Genomic DNA, 21,231 nt, shown 5'->3' with positions numbered 1-21,231 from the left:
CCTGGTCTCAGGCCGGGAACAGTTCGGACAGCTTCATCGACAGCATCATGTCGCCTTCGACGCGCAGCTTGCCACCCAAGAAGGCCTGCATGCCGTCGGTTTCGCCGCTGACGATGCCCTTGAGGGTTTCGCTGTCCATGACCAGTGTGCAGTTGGCATCGGCGTTTTCACCTTCCTGCAATTCACAGGTCTGGTTCTTGACGATGAGGGCGTACTGCTTGTTTTCATCGGTGATGTTGAAACCGAACACCAGGTCCAGGCCTTTGGCGGCTTCGGCGTTGAACTTGGCTTTCATCTTTTGTACGGCGTCGACTACGGAGGTCATGGTTTCGATCCTTATTCGGGTGGATACAGCAAGGGTCTGTGGTAATTCGACCTCAGCGAAAAGTGATGAGGTCCGGGGTCCTTAACAGTTGTAGATGGGCATGACTGTTGAAGGAAGCCAGGGCGACCTCGCGGCCCCTGAATTTCAGGTGGTTGAGCGAGGTGTTGACGATTTGCCAATTCAATTCGAAGGCCTGCGGGGCAGGGATCCGGGTAATCAGGTGGAGCAGGGCGGTGATGGTGCCGCCGGAGGTGAACACGGCGATCTTGTGGGTGTTGTCGGCCTGATCCAGGAGACGATGCAGGCCGGCCTGGACCCGCTCCACGAAACCCGACCAGCTTTCCAGTCCTGGCGGGTCGTACTGGCCGCTGAGCCAGCGCTCGATGATCAAGGCGAAGATACGCTGGAATTCGGCGCGGTTCTGCGCGGCGTTGCGCAGGATATACAGGGCCTCGGGTTCTTCGGGCAACATGTCCGGCAGAAGGGCGCGGATCACCGCGTCGGCGTCGAATTCGTTGAACGCCGGGTCGATTTCCAGTCCAGGCACCGGCAGCCCGGCGGCGGACATCTGGCCCAGCGCGCCCGTGGCGGTGTCCTGCTGGCGGCGCAGGTCGCCCGAGAGGCAGCGATCGAACACGACACCGAGCTCTGCCAGGTGACTTCCCAGCACTTGCGCCTGGCGGACACCATTGGGCGACAGAACATCGTAGTCGTCCGCACCAAAGGAGGCCTGGCCATGTCGAATCAGATAAATACTGCCCACGTCCGCGTCTTCCCGGTACGTTGAAGGTCTGGCGAGGTTATGAGGATGACGGAGAGCTGTCAATGAAAAAACATACGCTTGTTTGAAATGCTCGTTACAGCCTTGTCCGGCCTCGTCCGGCGTAAGGTAACCACAGGTTTCCCGGCTGGCAGCGATGCGGGTGCATGGGTATGCTGGGAGCGTCTGGTATCCGCCCCCGAGCGGTGAGTTGAATCTATTAGGAGTCATCGTGGAGTTTTTTATCGAATACGCCGGGTTCCTGGCCAAGACCGTGACGCTGGTGATCGCCATACTGGTGGTGCTGGCCAGTTTTGCTGCATTGCGCAGCAAGGGGCGGCGCAGGTCGGCCGGCCAGTTGCAGGTGAGCAAACTCAACGATTTCTACAAAGGATTGCGTGAGCGCCTGGAACAGACGCTGCTGGACAAGGATCAGCTCAAGGCTTTGCGCAAGAGCGAAGGCAAGACTGAAAAGGCCAAAAAGAAACAGAAGGACAAGCCGGCGGCCAAGTCGCGGGTGTTCGTGCTGGATTTCGATGGCGATATCAAGGCATCGGCCACCGAGAGCCTGCGTCATGAAATCACCGCGTTGCTGACCCTGGCGACCCCGAAGGACGAAGTGGTACTGCGGCTGGAAAGCGGTGGCGGCATGGTCCACAGCTACGGCCTGGCCTCTTCGCAACTGGCACGGATCCGGCAAGCCGGCATACCCCTGACGGTGTGCATCGACAAGGTCGCGGCCAGCGGTGGCTACATGATGGCCTGTATCGGCGAGAAGATCATCAGCGCGCCGTTCGCCATTCTCGGCTCCATTGGTGTGGTGGCACAGTTGCCGAACGTCAATCGCCTGTTGAAGAAACATGACATCGACTTCGAAGTCCTGACGGCCGGTGAATACAAACGCACGTTGACGGTATTCGGCGAAAACACCGAGAAGGGCCGGGAGAAATTCCAGGAAGACCTGGACATCACCCACCAGTTGTTCAAGCGTTTCGTGTCCAGCTACCGGCCGCAACTGGCCATTGATGAAGTAGCGACCGGTGAAGTCTGGCTAGGGGTCGCAGCGTTGGGCAAACAGTTGGTGGACGAATTGAAGACCAGTGACGAGTACCTGGCCGAACGCGCCAAGACTGCCGAGCTCTACCACTTGCACTACGCCGAACGCAAAAGCTTGCAGGAGCGTATCGGCGTGGCTGCCAGCGGTTCGGTGGACCGGCTGCTGCTGAACTGGTGGAGTCGCCTGACGCAGCAGCGGTTCTGGTAATACCAATCATCGCCAATCTCTTGTGGGAGCAAGCAGATTCGCTCCCACAAGAGGCCGCTGGTCATCGACGACAAAAAAAGCCCTGAACCGGCATGACCGGATCAGGGCTTTTTATTTGGAGCAGTCTCAGCGACGACGAAACAGCGGCAGCGGTTCGTCAGTGGCCGCCTGGTAAGTCACCGAAAAATCCTTGAGGCTTTCGAGGGCTTCGTAAGGGTCCTTGTCGGCGCGCAGGGCAAAGGCATCGAAACCGCAGCGGCGCATGTAGAACAACTGGTCCCGCAGTACGTCGCCAATGGCTCGTAGTTCACCCTTGAAGCCGTAACGGTCACGCAGCAAGCGAGCGTTGGAATAGCTGCGCCCGTCGGTGAACGCCGGGAAATTCAAGGCGATGACCTGGAATTGGTTGGCGTCGTCACCGATTTCTTCGGCTTCCTCGTCCGCGTCCAGCCATACGCCCAGGCCGCCGTCACGGGCCTGCAGGGCGCGAGCGTGATCCCGCCACAGCGCCAGGGGGACGATCAGATCGTCGCAATTGGAGATACCGTCGAGAGTCGCGTCCTTGGGCAGCAGGTGCCAGGTTTCGTCGATGACCTCGTTGTTCTTAATGATTCGCTGCATAGACGCGTTCCTTGAAGAGGTCGATGCCGATACGTTGGTAAGTGTCGATGAAGCGCTCGTCTTCGGTACGTTGTTCGATGTACACGTCGATCAGCTTCTCGATCACGTCGGGCATGTCATCCTGTGCAAAGGACGGGCCGAGGATCTTGCCCAGGCTGGCGTCACGGGAACCGCTGCCGCCCAGGGAAACCTGATAGAACTCTTCGCCTTTCTTGTCCACGCCCAGAATGCCGATATGGCCCACATGATGGTGGCCACAAGCGTTCATACAGCCGGAAATGTTCAGATCCAGCTCACCGATGTCGAACAGGTAGTCCAGGTCATCGAAACGACGCTGGATCGATTCGGCGATAGGAATCGACTTGGCGTTGGCCAGGGAGCAGAAGTCGCCACCCGGGCAGCAGATGATGTCGGTCAGCAGGCCGATGTTCGGCGTGGCGAAGCCTTGCTCGCGCAACTCGCCCCACAAGGTGAACAGTTGGCTTTGCTCGACATCCGCCAGGATGATGTTCTGCTCGTGGGACGTGCGCAGGAGGCCGAAGCTATAGCGGTCGGCCAGGTCGGCCACGGCATCGAGCTGCTTGTCGGTGATGTCGCCCGGTGCGACGCCGGTCGGCTTCAGGGACAGGGTGACCGCAACGTAGCCTGGCTTCTTGTGGGCCAGGGTGTTGCGGGTGCGCCAGCGTGCGAAGCCTGGATATTCCTTGTCCAGCGCAGCCAGCTCGGCGTCTTGATTGCTCAAGGCCTTGTACTGCGGGTCGACGAAGTGCTTGGCCACCCGGTGAACTTCGGCTTCGGTCAGCGTGGTCTGGCCGCCGCGCAGGTGAACCATTTCGGCCTCGACCTTTTCGGCGAACACTTCAGGCGTTAGCGCCTTGACCAGGATCTTGATTCGAGCCTTGTACTTGTTGTCGCGGCGGCCGTAGCGGTTGTACACCCGCAGGATGGCGTCGAGATAGCTCAGCAGGTCCTGCCAGGGAAGGAACTCGTTGATGAACGAGCCTACTACCGGGGTACGGCCCAGGCCGCCACCCACCAGTACACGGAAGCCCAACTCGCCCTCGGCGTTATAGACCGCCTCCAGGCCGATGTCGTGTACCTCGATCGCTGCACGGTCCGAGCTCGAGCCGTTGATGGCGATCTTGAACTTGCGCGGCAGATAGGCGAATTCCGGGTGGAAGGTCGTCCACTGGCGCACGATTTCGCACCACGGCCGGGGGTCGATCAGCTCATCGGCGGCGACACCGGCGAACTGGTCGGTGGTGACGTTGCGCAGGCAGTTACCGCTGGTCTGGATCGCGTGCATCTGCACGGTCGCCAGCTCGGCCAGAATGTCCGGTACGTCTTCCAGGGCCGGCCAGTTGTACTGGACGTTCTGCCGGGTACTGATGTGGGCGTAGCCCTTGTCGTAGTCGCGCGCAATCTGCGCCAGCTTGCGCACCTGGCGCGAGGCCAGTTGGCCGTAGGGCACCGCCACGCGCAGCATTGGGGCGAAACGCTGGATATACAGGCCATTCTGCAAGCGCAGGGGGCGGAATTCTTCTTCGCTCAGCTCGCCTGCCAGGTAGCGTCGGGTCTGGTCACGGAACTGCTTGACGCGGTCCTCGATGATCCGCTGATCGTACTCGTCATATACGTACATATAAGTCTCGGTCTCAGGCTTGGGCCGATCAGAAACAGCTGCGTGTTGGCTCGCTGGAATCGGGTTCTGCCTCGGCAATTCTGCGCGCACGGCCGCGCACTCCTAAAGGAGCCGATGCAAGATACCTGTTTTGGGATATGCGCAAAAGTGATGTTTGAGTATATGCAAAGAACCAAATCGACTAATGAGTTTGATTATTGCCTAACCCACATTTGTCGTGCGGGCAATCATCGTCTTAACTGTGGTCGAGTCCCTATGCAATCACCTACAAAACCGACAAGAGGCGATGCAATGAGCAATCCGACCAAAGCAAGGAAAAGCGACAGTACCGTTGATGCCTGGGCCATTCTGTTCCTGATTATTCTGGTGGTAGGCACGGCGGTGTTCTGGGTCAGCCATCAATAATCCGTTCGTCCACGCTATAACCCTCTGTGGGAGCGGGCTTGCTCGCGAAAGCGGTGGTTCAGTCAATATTGCTGTCGACTGACACATCGCTTTCGCGAGCAAGCTCGCTCCCACAAGGATATTGGGGAATGGCTGTTACAACCCCGCCAGATGCACCACCAGCTTGACGATGCCGAACAGGGTCAGGGCGAATATCACCGTGAAGGCGATGCCCAGTATCACGAAGTGACTCGGTTTGCCGTGGGTGAAGTCACGGGCGCGGTTCTTGCCGCTCTGCACGCCGAAGGCGGCAGCCAGTACGCTGTGCATCATCTGCAGCAGGGTAGGCGGCTTGTTGTCGACTGGATCGTCCATATATCCCTCGTCTGCCATGTGTTTGGGACAAGCATAGACAACCCGCGAAAAAAGATCGCGACCGTTGCCGGCCGCGATCTTCCGGATCAGCTGTCGTAACCCAGGTTAGGCGCCAGCCAGCGCTCGGTCACGCTCAGGTCCTGACCCTTGCGACCGGTGTAGCTCTGGACCTGGTCCTTGTCGATCTTGCCCACGGCAAAATACTGCGCCTGGGGATGGGCAAAATACCAGCCGCTGACCGCTGCCGCTGGGAACATGGCGTAGTGCTCGGTGAGGAACACGCCGCTGCGCCCGGCCTTCAGTTCGCTGGCCTCGGGGTCGAGCAGGCGGAACAGGGTGGCTTTCTCGGTGTGGTCCGGGCAGGCCGGGTAGCCCGGAGCAGGGCGGATGCCGGTGTATTGCTCCTTGATCAGGGCCTCGTTGTCCAGGTTTTCGTCCTTGGCGTAGCCCCAATAGTCCTTGCGCACCTGCTGGTGCAGCCATTCGGCGCAGGCTTCGGCCAGGCGGTCGGCCAGGGCCTTGACCATGATCGAGTTGTAGTCGTCACCAGCCTCCTGGTAGGCCTTGGCCACTTCTTCGGCGCCGATGCCGGCGGTGGTGATGAAGCCGCCCACGTAGTCGGTCACGCCGCTGTCCTTCGGCGCGACGAAGTCGGCGAGGGAGAAGTTCGGCTTGCCGTCGGTCTTGATGATTTGCTGGCGCAGGTGATGCAGGCGCGCCAGTGGCTTGCCGTCCTCGCCATAGACTTCCAGGTCGTCATCGTGCACCTGGTTGGCCGGCCAGAAACCGAACACGGCGCGGGCGCTGATCAGCTTTTCATCGATGAGCTTGCGCAGCATCGCCCGGGCGTCCTCGTACAGCGCGGTGGCGGCTTCACCCACCACCTCGTCGGTGAGGATGCGCGGGAACTTGCCCGCCAGGTCCCAGGAAATGAAGAACGGAGTCCAGTCGATGTACTGCGTCAAGACATCCAGATCGATGTCGTCCAGCACCCGGGTACCGGTGAAAGTCGGCTTGACCGGCTCGTAGCTGCTCCAGTCGAACTGTGGCTTCTTGGCCACCGCTGCCGGATAGCTCAGGCGCTCGGTGCGGGCGCTGCGGTTGGCGGTGCGCTCGCGCACGTCGGCGTATTCCTGACGGGCCTTCTCGACGAACGCGGACTTGAGTTCCTTGGACAGCAGCTGGGTCGCCACGCCCACGGCGCGGGAGGCGTCGGTGACGTAGATCACCGCGTCGTTGCTGTACTTGGGCTCGATCTTCACGGCCGTATGGGCCTTGGAGGTCGTCGCGCCGCCGATCATCAGGGGCAGATGGAAGTCCTGGCGCTGCATCTCGCGCGCCACGTGCACCATTTCATCCAGGGATGGAGTGATCAGGCCGGACAGGCCGATGATGTCGCATTTCTCGTCCTTGGCGACTTGCAGGATCTTCTCCGCTGGCACCATCACGCCCAGGTCGACGATGTCATAGCCGTTGCAGCCCAGCACCACGCCGACGATGTTCTTGCCGATGTCGTGGACGTCACCCTTGACCGTCGCCATCAGGATCTTCCCCTTGGCTTCTGGCTTGTCGCCTTTTTCCGCTTCGATGAACGGAATCAGGTGGGCCACGGCCTGCTTCATGACGCGGGCGGACTTGACCACCTGGGGCAGGAACATTTTGCCGGCGCCGAACAGGTCGCCAACGATGTTCATGCCAGCCATCAATGGTCCCTCGATCACTTCGATCGGTCGGGCGAAGGACAGGCGCGACTCTTCGGTGTCTTCGACGATGTGCGTGGTGATGCCCTTGACCAGCGCATGTTCCAGGCGCTTGTTGACGTCCCAGTTACGCCATTCCTCGGTTTCCGCTTCCTTGACGCTGCCGTCGCCCTTGTACTTGTCAGCGATGGCGAGGAGGGCATCGGTGCCCTCCGGGGTCCGGTTGAGGATCACGTCTTCCACGGCGTCGCGCAGCTCCTGCGGGATCTGGTCGTAGATCTCCAGCTGGCCGGCGTTGACGATGCCCATGGTCAGGCCCGCGCGGATCGCATACAGCAGGAACACCGAGTGGATCGCTTCGCGCACCGGGTTGTTGCCGCGGAACGAGAACGACACGTTGGACACGCCGCCGGACGTCAGTGCATAAGGCAGTTCGTCGCGGACATAGGCGCAGGCGTTGATGAAGTCCACGGCATAGTTGTTGTGCTCTTCGATACCGGTGGCGACGGCGAAGATGTTCGGGTCGAAAATGATGTCTTCCGGCGGGAAGCCGACTTCATTGACCAGAATGTCGTAGGAGCGCTTGCAGATTTCCTTCTTGCGCGCCTCGGTATCGGCCTGGCCGGCTTCGTCGAAAGCCATCACCACCACGGCGGCGCCGTAGCGCTTGCACAGCTTGGCGTGATGGATGAACTGCTCGACGCCTTCCTTCATGCTGATGGAGTTGACGATGCCCTTGCCCTGGATGCATTTGAGACCGGCTTCGATCACTTCCCATTTGGAGGAGTCGATCATGATCGGTACACGGGAGATGTCGGGTTCGCCGGCAATCAGATTGAGGAAGGTCACCATGGCCTTCTTCGAATCGAGCATGCCCTCGTCCATGTTGATGTCGATCACCTGCGCACCGGCCTCGACCTGTTGCAGGGCCACTTCCAGGGCTTCGGTGTAGTTGTCCTCGCGAATCAACCGGGCGAATTTGGCGGAGCCGGTAATGTTGGTCCGCTCGCCGACGTTGACGAACAGCGAGTTGCGATCGATGGTGAACGGTTCCAGGCCCGACAGGCGGCAAGCCCTGGGAATCTCGGGGATCTGCCGCGGCGCGTAGCCGGCCACGGCCTTGGCGATGGCTTCGATGTGTGCTGGCGTGGTGCCGCAGCAACCGCCGACGATGTTCAGGAAGCCGCTCTGGGCAAATTCTTCGATGACCTTGGCGGTGTCCACCGGCAGTTCGTCATACTCGCCGAATTCGTTGGGCAGGCCGGCGTTCGGGTGCGCCGAGACGTGGGTACTGGCCTTGTTCGACAGTTCTTCAAGGTAGGGGCGCAATTCGCGAGCACCCAGGGCGCAGTTCAGGCCGACGGAAATCGGCTTGGCGTGGGCCACGGAGTTCCAGAACGCCTCGGTGGTCTGGCCGGACAGGGTGCGGCCGGAGGCGTCGGTGATGGTGCCGGAGATCATGATCGGCAGTTCCACGCCCAGTTCTTCATACACTCCTTGCACGGCGAAAATCGCCGCCTTGGCGTTCAGCGTGTCGAAAATGGTTTCGATCAGGATGAGGTCGACGCCGCCTTCGATCAGGCCCTTGGTGGCCTCGGTGTAATTCTCCACCAGTTCATCGAAGGTCACGTTGCGGTAACCGGGGTTGTTCACGTCCGGCGACAGCGAGCAGGTGCGGCTGGTCGGGCCGAGCACGCCGGCAACGAAGCGCGGCTTGTCCGGGGTTTCGAGGGTCTTGGCGTCGGCGACCTGGCGGGCCAGGCGTGCGCCTTCCAGGTTCAGCTCATAGGCCAGGCCCTGCATGCCGTAGTCGGCCTGGGACACCTGGGTAGCGTTGAAGGTGTTGGTTTCGAGGATGTCGGCGCCGGCGTCCAGGTAGGCTTTTTCAATGGCGCCGATCACGTCGGGGCGGGTCAGCACCAGCAGGTCGTTGTTACCCTTGACGTCACTCGGCCAGTCGGCGAAGCGTTTGCCTCGGTAATCCTGTTCCTCCAGCTTATAGCTCTGAATCATCGTGCCCATGCCACCGTCGAGGATCAGGATGCGTTCCTTGAGGGCTTGCTGGAGAAGATAGAGGCGAGCGCTGCGATCAGACATGAGGACTACCTGGAAAAAGCCATTACGAAGGCGGAAATGATAGCAAGCTTGTGCAGGATTTGAGCGTGAGTGGCTTTTACATGAATATCGCTCATGTTTGCATCGGCGTGCTGGCCCGGTAGAATCGCGGGATTCATGCTTAGGGATCGAGACATGCCGTACCGCTTCTTATTCGGCAGTCTGTTGCTGCTGTTGTCTTTTCACACAGCCGCAAAGGATCCCGTCCAGGCGCTGTCCTACACCCGCGACATCCAACCGATCTTTACCGAGAAGTGCGTGGCCTGCCACGCTTGCTATGACTCCGCCTGCCAGTTGAACCTGGGCAGCGGTGAGGGCGCGATCCGGGGCGCCAGCAAGCTGTCGGTGTACGATGGCGAGCGGCGCCAGGCGGCCGCTCCGACGCGCTTGTTCTATGACGCTTCCGGTAAGCGTGCCTGGCAGCAAAAGGGCTTTTATTCCGTACTCGATGCCCAGGGCAGCCAGGCGGCGCTGATGGCGCAGATGCTGGAGCTGGGGCACAGCACGCCGCTACAGCCCAACGCCAAGTTGCCGGAAGACATCGTATTGGGGCTGGATCGGGAAAACAGCTGCGCGATGCCAGGGCAATTCGCTGAATATGCCGCCGCGCATCCCAGGGAAGGCATGCCCCTGGCCGTCACCGGCCTGACCGACCAGCAATACCAGACCTTGCAGCGCTGGCTGGCCGCCGGCGCCCCCATCGACCAGCAGGCCCTTGCTCCGAGCGCTGCCGAAGCCTTGCAGGTGGTGCAGTGGGAAAACCTGCTCAATGCCCCTGGCGCCCGGGAAAGCCTGGTCGCCCGCTGGTTGTTCGAGCATTGGTTCCTGGCGCATATCTACTTCAAGGATGGCGAGCCAGGGCATTTCTTCCAGTGGGTGCGTTCGCGCACACCCACCGGCCAGCCCATCGACCTGATCAATACCCGCCGCCCGAACGACGATCCCGGCACCCGCTTCTATTACCGGCTCTGGCCGGTGCAGGGGGTGATTGTGCACAAGACCCACATCACCTATGGGTTGAGCGCGGCCAAAATGGCGCGGGTCAAGAGCCTGTTCTACAAGGGCAATTGGCAAGTCACGGCATTGCCGGGCTACGGCCCGGAGCGGCGGTCCAACCCGTTCTCCACGTTCGAGGCGATCCCGGCCCAGGCCCGTTATCAGTTCATGCTCGACAATGCCGAGTATTTTGTCCGCACTTTCATTCGAGGCCCGGTGTGCCGGGGCCAGATTGCCACGGATGTGATTCGCGACAATTTCTGGGCGCTGTTCCAGGCCCCCGAATATGATCTTTACATCACCGACCCGAACTATCGCGGCCAGGCCACGCCCTTGCTGGCGATGCCGGGGCAGAACGACGACGTGGGCAGTGTCGTCAGCTTATGGCTCGATTACCGCGACAAACGCAACGAGTACGAAGCCTTGCGCCGGGACAACTACGCCGAGGTGCCGTCACCGAGTTGGTCGACCCTGTGGGCCGGAAACGACAACGCGCTGCTGAGCATTTTCCGGCACTTCGACAGCGCTTCGGTCACCAAGGGGCTGATCGGTGACGTGCCGCAGACGATGTGGCTGTTCGATTTCCCGTTGCTGGAGCGCACTTACTACCAGTTGGCGGTCAATTTCGATGTCTTCGGCAATGTCTCCCACCAGGCCCAGACCCGACTGTATTTCGACCTGATCCGAAATGGCGCGGAACTGAATTTCCTGCGTCTGATGCCAGCCGATTCACGGCAGGGCTACCTCGATGACTGGTATCAGTCCGGCGGCAAATTCAAGATGTGGTTGGATTACGAGGACATCGACAACGATAAGCCGACCGCCCTCAAGCTCGATGAGCAGGATCCCAAGCGTGACTTCGCCAGGCAATTGCTGCTTCGCTACGGGGAGCTCAATGCGCGACCCGATCCGATCAACCGTTGCGAAGGCGCCTATTGCTCGCGCCCGAACATCGATCCTGCGCTGCAGAATGCCGAACAGGCCCTCAGTCGCCTGGTATCACGGCCGGCCGCCGGGCTTGGCGTGATACACCATTTGCCCGAGGCAACTCTGCTGCGTATCGAAACCGCTGGCGGCCGGCGCGAGGTCTATAGCTTGCTGCGCAACCGGGCCCACAGCAACGTAGCCTTCCTGCTGGGCGAAGCGATGCGTTACCAGCCGGGGCTGGACACCCTGACGGTGTCCCCGGGCGTACTCAGCAGTTACCCGAATTTCATGTTCAACATCCCGGCCGGGCAGGTCCCGGCGTTTGTCGATGCCATGGAAAAAGCCGAGGAGAGTCAAGCCTTCGAGCGGATTGTCGAGCGCTGGGGCATCCGGCGCAGCCATCCGCAGTTCTGGCAGTACTTCCATGACCTGAGCCGGTACATCCAGGAAACAGAGCCCCTGGAGACGGGTGTGTTGGATATGAATCGCTATCAGAACCTTTGATCGGCTTTCCTGACAAAAATACTGGGACTTTGTCCGACGCCCTGATTTGGCGTAAACTGCCGGCAAGCCTGCGAGGAGTTTCCATGACCGCCATAACCATTACCGACGCCGCCCACGATTACCTGGCCGACCTGCTGTCCAAGCAGAACACCCCGGGTATCGGGATCCGCATCTTCATCACCCAGCCTGGCACCCAGTACGCGGAGACGTGCATCGCCTACTGCAAGCCGGGGGAAGAGAAACCCGAAGACACTGCCCTGGGGCTCAAGAGCTTCACTGCGTATATCGACTCGTTCAGCGAAGCTTTCCTGGACGACGCGGTGGTCGACTACGCCACCGACCGCATGGGTGGCCAACTGACCATCAAGGCCCCGAACGCCAAGGTGCCGATGGTCAATGCCGACAGCCCGATCAACGAGCGCATCAACTATTACCTGCAAACCGAAATCAACCCGGGGCTGGCCAGCCACGGCGGGCAGGTTTCGCTGATCGACGTGGTGGACGACGGCATCGCCGTGCTCCAGTTCGGCGGCGGCTGCCAGGGCTGTGGCCAGGCGGACGTGACGCTGAAGGAAGGCATCGAACGCACCTTGCTCGAGCGTATTCCGGAGCTCAAGGGCGTGCGCGATGTGACCGACCACACGCAGAAAGAAAACGCCTACTACTGACGGCTATTCGCCGCAGTCCATGTGGGAGCGAGCTTGGTGGAGCCGAGCTTGCTCCTGCATCGTTGCAAGCTGACCCACAGCTTTCGCGAGCAAGCCCGCTCCCACAAGGTATTCGTACACCTCAAGGCCTATAGAGATGGGCATGCCCGGCGCGGTACAGCGACGATTCGCTGAAAAGGTCATTGCCCAATACCCGTCCCACCAGAATCAGCGCCGTGCGGCGAAAGCCCTTGGCCTGCACCCGTGCCGCGATGTCGGCCAGCGTACCCATCGCCCAATCCTGATCCGGCCAGGTGGCTCGATGAATCACGGCAATCGGACAATCCGCGCCGTAGTAGGGCAGTAACTCCTCGACGATTTTTTCCAGATGATTGACCCCCAGGTGAATCGCCAGGGTCGCGCCGTGCTGCGCGAGGCTGCTCAGTTCTTCTCCGGCGGGCATGACGGTTTTATCGGCATAGCGGGTGAGAATCACGCTCTGGGACACGTCCGGCAACGTCAGTTCGGCACCCAGCAGGGCGGCGCAGGCGGAGGTGGCGGTGACGCCGGGGATGATCTCGAAGGGGATATCCAGTTCCCGCAGGACGCGAATCTGCTCGCCAATGGCGCCGTACAGGCTCGGGTCGCCAGAATGCACGCGGGCCACGTCCTGGCCCTTGAGATGGGCGCTCCTGATCAACTCGATGATCTGCTCCAGGTGCAGTTCGGCGCTGTTGATCACCCGTTCTGCATTGTGACCTTCAAGGACGGCCACCGGCACCAGGGAGCCGGCATAGATGATCACCGGACAATTGCGAATCAAGCGCTGGCCCTTGACGGTAATCAGTTCCGGATCGCCGGGGCCGGCGCCGATGAAGTAAACGGTCATGACCGGTTCCTAAAAGAGGGTGGGGCGACGCCTGGATGAGAAGCGCTCATGATCCAGGGAGGGCGATTATCGGTTTTTAACAGCTGACCGCCAATGCCAGCGTCGCCTGAGGGCTTTTCTGGCGGAGAATCCGCAGCCTGGCGGGTGGGGTGCCCAACTGCTCGGCCAGGGCCAGCGCCGCGCTCTCGGCAACGCCGTAACAGCCGGTGCGTTCGAATGCGCTCTGTGAGCGGTGGCTGAGCCGTTGATCATAACCCGCCAGCTGGACAGCGCTGAAGCAGATCAGCGGCAGTGCCAGTTGTTCGGCCAGTTGCAGCAGGCCCGGCTCGTTGCGCTTGAGGTCGATACTCGCCAGGGCCCGTAGTTCATTCAGCTCAATGCCGTGGGCCCGCAGCGTTTGCTCAAGCAGGGCCCGCAACGCCTCGGCGGAGCAACCCCGGCGACAGCCAAGACCCGCCACCAGAATGTAGCTCACGCGCCGTGATGAGCCGGGTCGCCACGGCGGAACAGCCAGGCGCTGATCAGGCCCAGGGCCAGCCAGAACGCAATGTTGGTCAGTTGCGAGGCGATCTTGAACTGGCTTTCAAGCGCTTCGGGCGCCAGCATCGAGTGAACTTCCGGTTGTGGTGCGCCGATCACGTGGGGCACCACCAGCGTCGCCAGGCCCAGCAGTTTGAGCAAACCATGTCGGCCGAACGCAATCAGGGCGATACCCACCGCCGTGGACGCCGCGGTACCGATCCACCACATCTGCCGGTGAGCCAGGTCGGCAGCGGCTGTACCGGGGAGCTCCGGTGGCAGGCCGAGGGTCGGCGCCAGGACGAAGGTGGCATAGCCGGCCAAGCCCCAAAGCAAGCCCTGGGACGTGCGGGCCGGCGCGCGCAAGGTGTACAGGCCCGCCAGCATCAGGGCGAAACCCACCGCGACCACCAGATTGCCGCCGGTGGTGGAGAGCACGCGTTGCCAACCGTCTTCCGGTTCCCAGGCTCCGGCATCGTGGGTGTGGGCAACACCGTCGGCGTGCTGATGGACTTCGGCGGTCGGCGCTTTTTCGTAGGTTTCGGCCTGCAGAATCAGTGGCGACACCCAGAGACTTTGCAGGAGCGTCAGCAGCAGGGCGGCCAGCAATCCGCTGAAACCGGCGGTCCGGGCGATTCGCTTGAACATGGTGGCAGGTCTCAGTGGCAGGGAAAGGCGGCGCTGTGGCGGGTGTCGTGGGCGGCGTTGTGCACCGCTTCGATGTGGGAGAAACCGGCGAAATACACCAGCGCCGCGCCTATGATCGAGGCGAGGATCGCCGCGCTCAGGCGTTGGCTCAGGGTGCTGGTGCTGCTGGCGGAGCGGGCGGTGGTGCTGATGGTCGACATGGCGTCCCTCTGTTGTTGTCCAGTGGGTGAGTCGAGCGCAAGGAAACCCCGGGCCAAAGCCCGCCAGGGATCGAACAGCGCCCGCCCACCGCGGGTTTGTCAGTGTTTGAGTCGTGGGCCGGTCTCCGGGCTCACGAGGGGCAGGGCCTGCGCCTTGCCTGCAAGCGTCACCTTCCCATGTCATCGGACACAGTGGCTCAGACGCTTCGCTCGCTTACCGTTGCGGGGGCAGCACCGGACTGTCGTGGCCTCGGAGTAAAGCACACGATTCACCGGTTTCCCGTTTCACCCTGTGAAGGGCACCCATAACAAGCGCACAGGAAAGCATGGGTGGGGGCGGGGCGTCAATTACAGGCCGATACCGAGTCGCGGCCATCGCGAGCAGGCTCGCTCCCACAGTTGATCTGTGTTGGACATGAATGTTGTGTGCGACGAGATTCATTGTGGGAGCGAGCCTGCTCGCGATGGGGCCGGCATAGACACCACAGAACTCGAAGACATTGACCCGCCCCCATACCCTGCGTAGCCTTGCGCCTTCGAGGTTCTTCGACACGCGTCGAAGCTAAGAAGGGAACGCGGTCCAAGCCGCGGCTGCCCCCGCAACTGTGAACGGTGATGTGCCTGCCAGGCCACTGTGCATACCCTGAAAGGGCGCACGGGAAGGCGCAGGAAATGTCAGTCCAGGTTTATATAAAAGCCGGACCGGCCCGCCGTCAGCCAGGAGACCTGCCTCGAGACAGACTTCTCATTACAACCGGGCGGGGTGATCCGGTGGCGAAATCTTCCGCGCATGCCTGTGCCAGCGGTTGTCGTCCCGTTTGCCCGCCACCTTGCCAAAGGGCATCCGATGAAAACACTGGCCAAGCTCCCCGTCACTATCGTCACCGGTTTCCTCGGCTCGGGTAAGACCACCTTGCTGCGGCACATGCTCGACAACGCCCAGGGCCGGCGTATCGCCGTCATCGTCAACGAGTTCGGCGAGCTGGGCATCGACGGCGAGATCCTCAAGCAATGTTCCATCGGCTGCACCGAGGAAGAGGCCAGCGGCCGCGTCTATGAACTGGCGAACGGCTGCCTGTGCTGCACGGTGCAGGAGGAATTCTTCCCGGTGATGCGTGAGTTGGTCGCACGCCGTGGCGACCTCGACCATATCCTCATCGAAACCTCCGGGCTGGCGCTGCCCAAGCCGCTGGTCCAGGCCTTCCAGTGGCCGGAAATCCGCAGTGCCTGCACCGTCGATGCGGTGATCACCGTGGTCGACAGCCCGGCCGTGGCCGCTGGCACTTTCGCCGCTTTCCCGGAGCAGGTGGATGCCCAGCGCAAGCTCGACCCGAACCTGGACCACGAATCTCCGCTGCACGAGCTGTTCGCCGACCAACTGGCCAGCGCCGACCTGGTGATCCTCAACAAGGCTGACCTCATCAGCCCGGACGATCTGGCGAAAGTGCGCCTGGAGGTTGCCGAGGAGCTGCCGCCGGCGGTCAAGGTCATCGAAGCCAGCAGCGGCCGCCTGCCGCTGGACGTGCTGATCGGCCTGGGCGCTGGCTCCGAAGAGCACATCGACAGCCGTCACAGTCACCACGATCATCACCATGACGGCGACGATGACGACCACGATCATGACGCCTTCGATTCCATTTCCATCGAACTGCCACAGGCTGACGAAAGCCTGCTGCTGGACGCACTGACCCAATTGGTGGTCCAGCACAACGTGCTGCGGGTCAAGGGGTTCGCAGCGATCCCCAACAAGCCGATGCGCCTGTTGATCCAGGGGGTAGGCACGCGCTTCGACAAGCATTTCGACCGCCAGTGGGGCGCCGAAGAAGCGCGGGTCACCCGCCTGGTGCTGATCGGCCAGACCCTGGACGCCACTCAGCTTGAAGCGCAGCTGCGCGCCGCACTCGGCGCCTAAGCCATGCACCTGCTCAGGACCCAGCCCGGCGGTTTCGTGTCGGATGACAACATCGCCGACCTGGGGCAAACCCCCGCCGAGCTGGTGATCCTGTGCAGCGGCGACAGCAGCCTGGCGCTGCTGGCCGAAGCGGCGCGGCAGTTGCCGGACGATTATCCCCAATTCCGTCTGGCCAACCCGATGCAGGTGCAGAATCACGCGTCGGTGGACCTGTATTTCGAAGATGTATTGCGTCACGCCAAGGTCATCCTGTTGTCGCTGCATGGCGGCATCGGCTATTGGCGCTATGGCATCGAACGCCTGATGGAACTGGCCGGGCGTGGCGTGAAACTGATCCTGGTGCCGGGGGACGACCGGCCGGACCCGGAACTCAGCGACTTGAGCAACGTGCCCGCCGCCGACCGCGACCGGCTCTGGCAGTACCTGCGTCAGGGCGGTCTGGGCAATGCCCTTGACCTGTTCCATCAGCTTGCCAGCCAATGGTTCGGCCGCGATTACCCTTGGGGTGAACCGCAAACCCTGCCGCGCACAGCCCTCTACCACCCAGACAAAACCAGCGCTACCCTCGACGATTGGCGAGCCGACTGGCAGGCCGATCAAGCAGTGGCGGCGGTGCTGTTCTACCGTTCTCACTTGCAAGCGGCGAATACCGCGTTTATCGACGTGTTCTGTCAGCGGCTGCAAGCGGCGGGGCTCAATCCCTTGCCGATGGCAGTCGCCAGCCTCAAGGAGCCCGGTTGTCTGGCACAGGTCGAAGACTGGCTGGACGAGGTCGAGGCAGGGGTGATCCTCAACACCACCGGATTCGCCCAGTCCAGTCCCGAAGCGCCGCACCTGCGCCCGTTCCGCCGCAACATTCCGGTAATCCAGGCCATCTGCGCCCAGGACAACGAGCCCGGTTGGCGCGCCAGTGAGCAGGGGTTAGGGCCGCGAGATCTGGCCATGCACATTGCCCTGCCGGAGCTGGACGGACGGATCATCAGTCGCCCCATCAGCTTCAAGGACCTGGCCTGGCGCAGCGAGCGCAGCCAGAGCGACGTGGTCTGTTACCGGGCGGCCGTCGAGCGCATGGATTTCGTCGCCGAACTGGCCCGGCGCTGGACCACCCTGGCGCGCCTGCCCAACGCAGAGAAACGTGTGGCGCTGGTCCTCGCCAACTACCCGACCCGGGACGGGCGCATCGGCAACGGGGTGGGCCTGGACACCCCCGCAGCAGCGTTGAACATCCTGCGGGCCTTGCGGGCGGAGGGCTATCCGCTGCCGACCGAATTACCTGCCACCGGGACGGCGTTGATCCAGCAGCTACTCGGCGGTGTCAGCAATGATCTGGACAGCCTCGACCTGCGACCTTGCCACCAGAGCCTGGCACTGGAAGCTTACCAGACGATGTTCGACGCACTGCCCGAGGCCAACCGCAGAGCCGTATTCGAACGCTGGGGCGGTCCCGAGCAGGATCCGATGTTCCGCCAGGGCCGACTGATGATTGCTGGCCTGCGCCTGGGCCTGACGTTCGTCGGCATCCAGCCGGCCCGGGGGTATCAGGTCGATCCGAGCGCGGTGTACCACGATCCGGATCTGGTGCCGCCTCACGGTTACCTGGCGTTCTACTTCTGGCTGCGCCACGCCTATGGCGCCCACGCGGTCATTCATGTCGGCAAGCACGGCAACCTCGAATGGCTGCCCGGCAAGGGTGTCGGGTTGTCGGAAAGCTGCTGGCCGGACGCGCTGCTGGGGCCGTTGCCGAATATCTATCCGTTCATCGTCAACGATCCGGGCGAGGGGGCCCAGGCCAAGCGGCGGACCCAGGCGGTGATCATCGATCACCTGATGCCGCCACTGACCCGGGCCGAAACCTACGGGCCGCTACGCAATCTCGAGCTGTTGGCTGACGAATACTACGAAGCACAGTTGCTCGACCCTCGCCGTGCCCGGGAATTGCAGCGAGACATCCTCGATCTGGTGCGCGAAACCCATATCGACCGTGAACTTGAGCTGGACGGCGACGCCGATGCGGCGATCTGGCTGCCGCGCCTGGACACTTACCTGTGCGACCTGAAGGAGTCGCAGATCCGCGATGGCCTGCACATCTTCGGTGAATCCCCCACTGGCCGGCTGCGCATCGACACCTTGCTGGCGTTGCTGCGCATTCCCCGGGGCGATGGCAAGGGCGCGCAGTCGAGTGTGTTGCGGGCGCTGGCCAAAGCGTTCGAGCTGGGTTTCGATCCGCTGGATTGCGCGTTGGCCGAGCCCTGGAACGGGGCCTGTCCCGAGGCCTTGCGTCGGGTCAGCGATGGACCTTGGCGCACCCTGGGCGACACCCGGGAGCGCCTGGAATTGTTCGCCGGGCAGTTGATCGAGCAGGCCCTGGCGGGCGAGGTCGAGCAACTGCATGCACCGGGGTGGGAGGCGGTGGGCTGCATCGTCGAGCATCTGCGATCCGTCGTGGCCCCTCGTCTGGACGCCTGCGGCCCGGCAGAAATGCGTGGCCTGCTCGATGCAATGAGCGGTCGCTTCGTACCGGCCGGCCCAAGCGGCGCGCCGAGTCGAGGACGCCTGGACGTGCTGCCCACCGGGCGCAATTTTTTCTCGGTGGACGTGCGCAACCTGCCCACCACCACGGCGTGGCGCATCGGTTTCCAGTCGGCGAACCTGATACTCGAACGGCATTTGCAGGACCACGGCGATCATCTGCGTCAGCTTGGCCTCTCGGTGTGGGGCACCGCCACCATGCGCACCGGCGGCGACGACATTGCCCAGGCCATGGCGCTGATGGGCGTGCGTCCCGTGTGGGCTACGGGCAGCCAGCGGGTCGATGATTTCGAGATCTTACCGTTGAGCCTGCTGGACCGGCCTCGGGTCGATGTGACATTGCGGGTGTCCGGGTTCTTCCGGGACGCCTTCGCCAACCTGATCCGGTTGTTCGACGCGGCGGTGCAAGCCGTTGCCGCCCTCGATGAGCCGGATGACATGAACCCGCTGGCAGCCAAGGTGCGCTGCGAGCGCGAGGCACTGTTGGCGTCGGGCCTCGAGCCGGACGCGGCGGCCCGTCAGGCCGGTTGGCGGATCTTCGGCGCCAAGCCCGGCGCTTACGGCGCGGGCGTGCAGGGAGCGGTCGACGGCCGCCTGTGGCAGAGCCGCGAAGACTTGGCCGAGGTGTACCTGAACTGGGGCGGCTACGCCTACGGTGCCGGCGATGAAGGCACCGCTGCTCGTGAATCGTTCTCCCGGCGCCTGAGCCAGGTGCAAGCGGTCTTGCAGAACCAGGACAACCGCGAGCACGACCTGCTCGACTCCAACGATTACTACCAGTTCCAGGGCGGCATGCTGGCGGCCGTGGAAACCCTCAGCGGCGCAGCGGCGGCCAGTTACCACGGCGATCACAGCCAGCCGGACCTGCCGAAGGTCCGGACCCTGAAGGAAGAACTCAACCGGGTCATCCGCTCACGTGCGGCCAATCCCAAGTGGATCGATGGGGTCAAACGTCACGGCTACAAAGGCGCGTTCGAACTGGCGGCGACGGTGGACAATCTGTTTGCGTTCGACGCCACCACCCAATTGATCGACGATCACCAGTACGCTTTGCTGGCCGATGCCTACCTGCTCGACCCCGATACCCGGGACTTTGTCCGCCAACACAATCCCGACGCGTTGCGGGACATGACCGAGCGCATGCTCGAAGCCCAGCAGCGCGGGATGTGGCAGGATCCGGGGGCGTATCGCGAAGCCCTGGAAAGTTTGTTGCTGGACATAGAAGAGGACCCTCAAGGGGCCCTCGACCATCCATGAGATATCCGATATGACCGACCTCCATTTCCCGCTCTGCGCCGTGGTCGGCGCCGACCCGCTGAAACTGGCCCTGTGCCTGGCCGCCATCGACCCCAAAATCGGCGGCGTGCTGATCGAGGGGCCGCGGGGCATGGCCAAGTCGACATTGGCACGGGGCCTGGCGGACCTGCTGGCGAGCGGGCAATTCGTCACCTTGCCCTTGGGCGCCACCGAAGAGCGGCTTGTGGGCACTCTCGATCTCGACGCGGCGCTGGGGGAAGGGCGCTCGCAGTTTTCCCCCGGCGTGCTGGCCAAGGCTGACGGTGGCGTACTGTACGTCGATGAGGTGAACCTGCTGCCCGATCATCTGGTGGACCTGCTGTTGGATGTGGCGGCCAGTGGCGTCAACCTGATCGAGCGCGATGGCATTTCCCACCGGCATCCGGCACGTTTTGTGTTGATCGGCACGATGAACCCGGAAGAGGGCGAGCTGCGTCCGCAACTGCTCGATCGCTTCGGCCTGAACGTGGCGCTCGGCGGGCATACCGCACCGGCGGAGCGTGGGCAGATCATTCGACGGCGGCTGGATTTCGACAGCGATCCCGTGGCGTTCTGCGCCGAGTGGGCGGAGGCCCAGCAACAGCTGCGCGAGCGTTGCCAGCGAGCCCGCGACCGGTTGCCCACCATTGCTCTGGACGATGTTTCACTGGGGCAGATCACTGAGCGTTGTTTCACTGCCGGCGTCGACGGTTTGCGTGCCGACCTGGTCTGGCTGCGGGCCGCCCGGGCCCATGCCGCATGGCGCGGTGCCGATGCCATCGACGCTGAAGACATCGACGCCGTGGCCGAATTTGCCTTGCGTCACCGCAGGCGTGGCCATTCGATGCCGGCACCGGCACCGTCCCAGGCACCGCCCACGGCTGAAACGGCCTCGAAATCGAAGGAAAGCCAGGGCCAGTGGGGTGATCTGCCAGCCACTGCGCTGCCGACCGGTGCCCGGCGTGACGTGCCGATCTGGCCAAAAAAGCCCTAGGCATC

At 62.5% G+C, this 21,231-nt stretch carries 16 protein-coding genes and 2 riboswitches; of the genes, 6 read left to right on the top strand and 10 right to left on the bottom strand.

Going from position 1 to position 21,231, the window contains the following annotated elements; genetic code table 11:
- Positions 1 to 7 precede the first annotated feature (7 nt).
- Both AD666_RS17035 and AD666_RS17030 read right to left on the bottom strand, forming a co-directional pair.
- Positions 8 to 325 carry an SCP2 sterol-binding domain-containing protein gene (locus AD666_RS17035; protein ID WP_053154322.1) on the bottom strand — a complete coding sequence of 106 codons (318 nt, stop codon included), beginning with the start codon at positions 323 to 325 and terminating at the stop codon, positions 8 to 10.
- A gap of 52 nt (positions 326 to 377) precedes the next feature.
- On the bottom strand, positions 378 to 1,088 hold the full coding sequence (locus AD666_RS17030; RefSeq protein WP_053154320.1) for a histidine phosphatase family protein: 711 nt from the start codon (positions 1,086 to 1,088) through the stop codon (positions 378 to 380).
- A 229-nt stretch (positions 1,089 to 1,317) separates the two neighbouring features.
- On the opposite strand from AD666_RS17030, the gene sohB reads away from it, so the two are divergent.
- Positions 1,318 to 2,349 (top strand): protease SohB, encoded by a 1,032-nt coding sequence (sohB, locus tag AD666_RS17025; protein ID WP_053154317.1) that lies wholly within the window; start codon positions 1,318 to 1,320, stop codon positions 2,347 to 2,349.
- A gap of 126 nt (positions 2,350 to 2,475) precedes the next feature.
- On the opposite strand, the gene AD666_RS17020 is transcribed toward sohB, so the two are convergent.
- The 4 genes from AD666_RS17020 to metH all read right to left on the bottom strand — a co-directional run bounded on the left by AD666_RS17020 (position 2,476) and on the right by metH (position 9,168).
- Positions 2,476 to 2,970: a DUF934 domain-containing protein gene (locus tag AD666_RS17020; RefSeq protein ID WP_053154313.1), complete on the bottom strand. Its 495-nt coding sequence runs from the start codon at positions 2,968 to 2,970 to the stop codon at positions 2,476 to 2,478.
- Entirely contained in the window at positions 2,954 to 4,612 is a 1,659-nt protein-coding gene (locus AD666_RS17015; RefSeq protein WP_053154310.1) for a nitrite/sulfite reductase, read from the bottom strand. The genes AD666_RS17020 and AD666_RS17015 overlap by 17 nt, the downstream gene beginning before the upstream one ends.
- Before the next feature lie 540 nt (positions 4,613 to 5,152).
- On the bottom strand, positions 5,153 to 5,371 hold the full coding sequence (locus tag AD666_RS17010; protein ID WP_024781254.1) for a DUF2970 domain-containing protein: 219 nt from the start codon (positions 5,369 to 5,371) through the stop codon (positions 5,153 to 5,155).
- A gap of 86 nt (positions 5,372 to 5,457) precedes the next feature.
- On the bottom strand, positions 5,458 to 9,168 hold the full coding sequence (gene metH / locus AD666_RS17005; protein WP_053154307.1) for a methionine synthase: 3,711 nt from the start codon (positions 9,166 to 9,168) through the stop codon (positions 5,458 to 5,460).
- A gap of 153 nt (positions 9,169 to 9,321) precedes the next feature.
- Here metH and AD666_RS17000 point away from each other — a divergent pair, with 153 nt between their 5' ends.
- Both AD666_RS17000 and nfuA read left to right on the top strand, forming a co-directional pair.
- Complete coding sequence (locus AD666_RS17000) at positions 9,322 to 11,613, top strand: fatty acid cis/trans isomerase (protein ID WP_053154304.1); 2,292 nt, start codon at positions 9,322 to 9,324, stop codon at positions 11,611 to 11,613.
- Positions 11,614 to 11,696: 83 nt separating this feature from the next.
- Complete coding sequence (nfuA, locus tag AD666_RS16995) at positions 11,697 to 12,281, top strand: Fe-S biogenesis protein NfuA (protein WP_053154301.1); 585 nt, start codon at positions 11,697 to 11,699, stop codon at positions 12,279 to 12,281.
- A gap of 121 nt (positions 12,282 to 12,402) precedes the next feature.
- On the opposite strand, the gene cobM is transcribed toward nfuA, so the two are convergent.
- From cobM to AD666_RS16975, 4 genes are all read right to left on the bottom strand, one after another.
- A complete protein-coding gene (gene cobM, locus AD666_RS16990; protein ID WP_053154298.1) occupies positions 12,403 to 13,149 on the bottom strand; it encodes a precorrin-4 C(11)-methyltransferase in 747 nt (248 codons plus the stop codon).
- Positions 13,150 to 13,225: 76 nt separating this feature from the next.
- A complete protein-coding gene (locus tag AD666_RS16985) occupies positions 13,226 to 13,624 on the bottom strand; it encodes a cobalamin biosynthesis protein (protein WP_053154295.1) in 399 nt (132 codons plus the stop codon).
- Positions 13,621 to 14,316: a CbtA family protein gene (locus AD666_RS16980; RefSeq protein ID WP_053154290.1), complete on the bottom strand. Its 696-nt coding sequence runs from the start codon at positions 14,314 to 14,316 to the stop codon at positions 13,621 to 13,623. The genes AD666_RS16985 and AD666_RS16980 overlap by 4 nt, the downstream gene beginning before the upstream one ends.
- Before the next feature lie 11 nt (positions 14,317 to 14,327).
- Positions 14,328 to 14,516 carry a CbtB domain-containing protein gene (locus tag AD666_RS16975; RefSeq protein ID WP_053154287.1) on the bottom strand — a complete coding sequence of 63 codons (189 nt, stop codon included), beginning with the start codon at positions 14,514 to 14,516 and terminating at the stop codon, positions 14,328 to 14,330.
- A 98-nt stretch (positions 14,517 to 14,614) separates the two neighbouring features.
- Positions 14,615 to 14,838, bottom strand: a riboswitch (cobalamin riboswitch).
- Between the two features lie 200 nt (positions 14,839 to 15,038).
- Positions 15,039 to 15,265: riboswitch (cobalamin riboswitch) on the top strand.
- 98 nt (positions 15,266 to 15,363) lie between these two features.
- Here AD666_RS16975 and cobW point away from each other — a divergent pair.
- Genes cobW through AD666_RS16960 form a run of 3 tightly spaced genes read left to right on the top strand, consistent with a single transcriptional unit; the run spans position 15,364 to position 21,226 of the window.
- A complete protein-coding gene (gene cobW / locus AD666_RS16970; RefSeq protein WP_053154276.1) occupies positions 15,364 to 16,428 on the top strand; it encodes a cobalamin biosynthesis protein CobW in 1,065 nt (354 codons plus the stop codon).
- Positions 16,429 to 16,431: 3 nt separating this feature from the next.
- Positions 16,432 to 20,214 carry a cobaltochelatase subunit CobN gene (gene cobN, locus AD666_RS16965; protein ID WP_053154273.1) on the top strand — a complete coding sequence of 1,261 codons (3,783 nt, stop codon included), beginning with the start codon at positions 16,432 to 16,434 and terminating at the stop codon, positions 20,212 to 20,214.
- A gap of 10 nt (positions 20,215 to 20,224) precedes the next feature.
- Positions 20,225 to 21,226 (top strand): ATP-binding protein, encoded by a 1,002-nt coding sequence (locus tag AD666_RS16960; protein ID WP_053154270.1) that lies wholly within the window; start codon positions 20,225 to 20,227, stop codon positions 21,224 to 21,226.
- Positions 21,227 to 21,231: the final 5 nt, after the last annotated feature.

Origin of the sequence: Pseudomonas sp. Pf153 (assembly GCF_001269775.1) — a bacterium.
Classification (GTDB): domain Bacteria; phylum Pseudomonadota; class Gammaproteobacteria; order Pseudomonadales; family Pseudomonadaceae; genus Aquipseudomonas; species Aquipseudomonas uvaldensis.
The sequence above is the reverse complement of the archived record's forward strand: the minus strand, read 5'-3'. Positions and strand labels throughout refer to the sequence as shown.